Source organism: Roseivivax isoporae LMG 25204 (genome assembly GCF_000521865.1).
In the GTDB taxonomy this organism is placed as follows: Bacteria; Pseudomonadota; Alphaproteobacteria; order Rhodobacterales; family Rhodobacteraceae; genus Roseivivax; species Roseivivax isoporae.
On sequence record NZ_JAME01000200.1, the window covers coordinates 1 to 304 of the forward strand.

Below are 304 nucleotides of genomic sequence, written 5' to 3' on the forward strand. Positions count from 1 at the left end.
GCCACGCGCTGCCGCTGGCCGCCCGACAGCGCGGCGGGCCGGCGCGCCGCCAGGGCGCGGTCCAGCGCCACCTGGTCCAGCAACTGCAAGGCGCGGTCGCGCCGCTCCTCGGGCCGGCCGATGCCGAAGGCCCGCAGCGGTTCGGTCAGGATGTCCTCGATGGTGTAGCGCGGGTCGAGCGAGCCGTAGGGGTTCTGGTGCACGAACTGGATCCGCCGGCGCAGCTGGCGCAGCGGCTCGCCCCGGAGCGCGCCGATATCGCGGCCGCCGAACCGCACCTGGCCGGCGCTGGGCGTCTCCATGC

1 protein-coding gene is annotated in these 304 nt (G+C 76.6%); it reads right to left on the reverse strand.

All coding sequences use genetic code 11. From position 1 onward, the window contains the following. Window positions 1–304 (reverse strand): ATP-binding cassette domain-containing protein (locus tag RISW2_RS23340; RefSeq protein ID WP_043776155.1); only part of this gene is annotated, 304 nt, incomplete at both ends.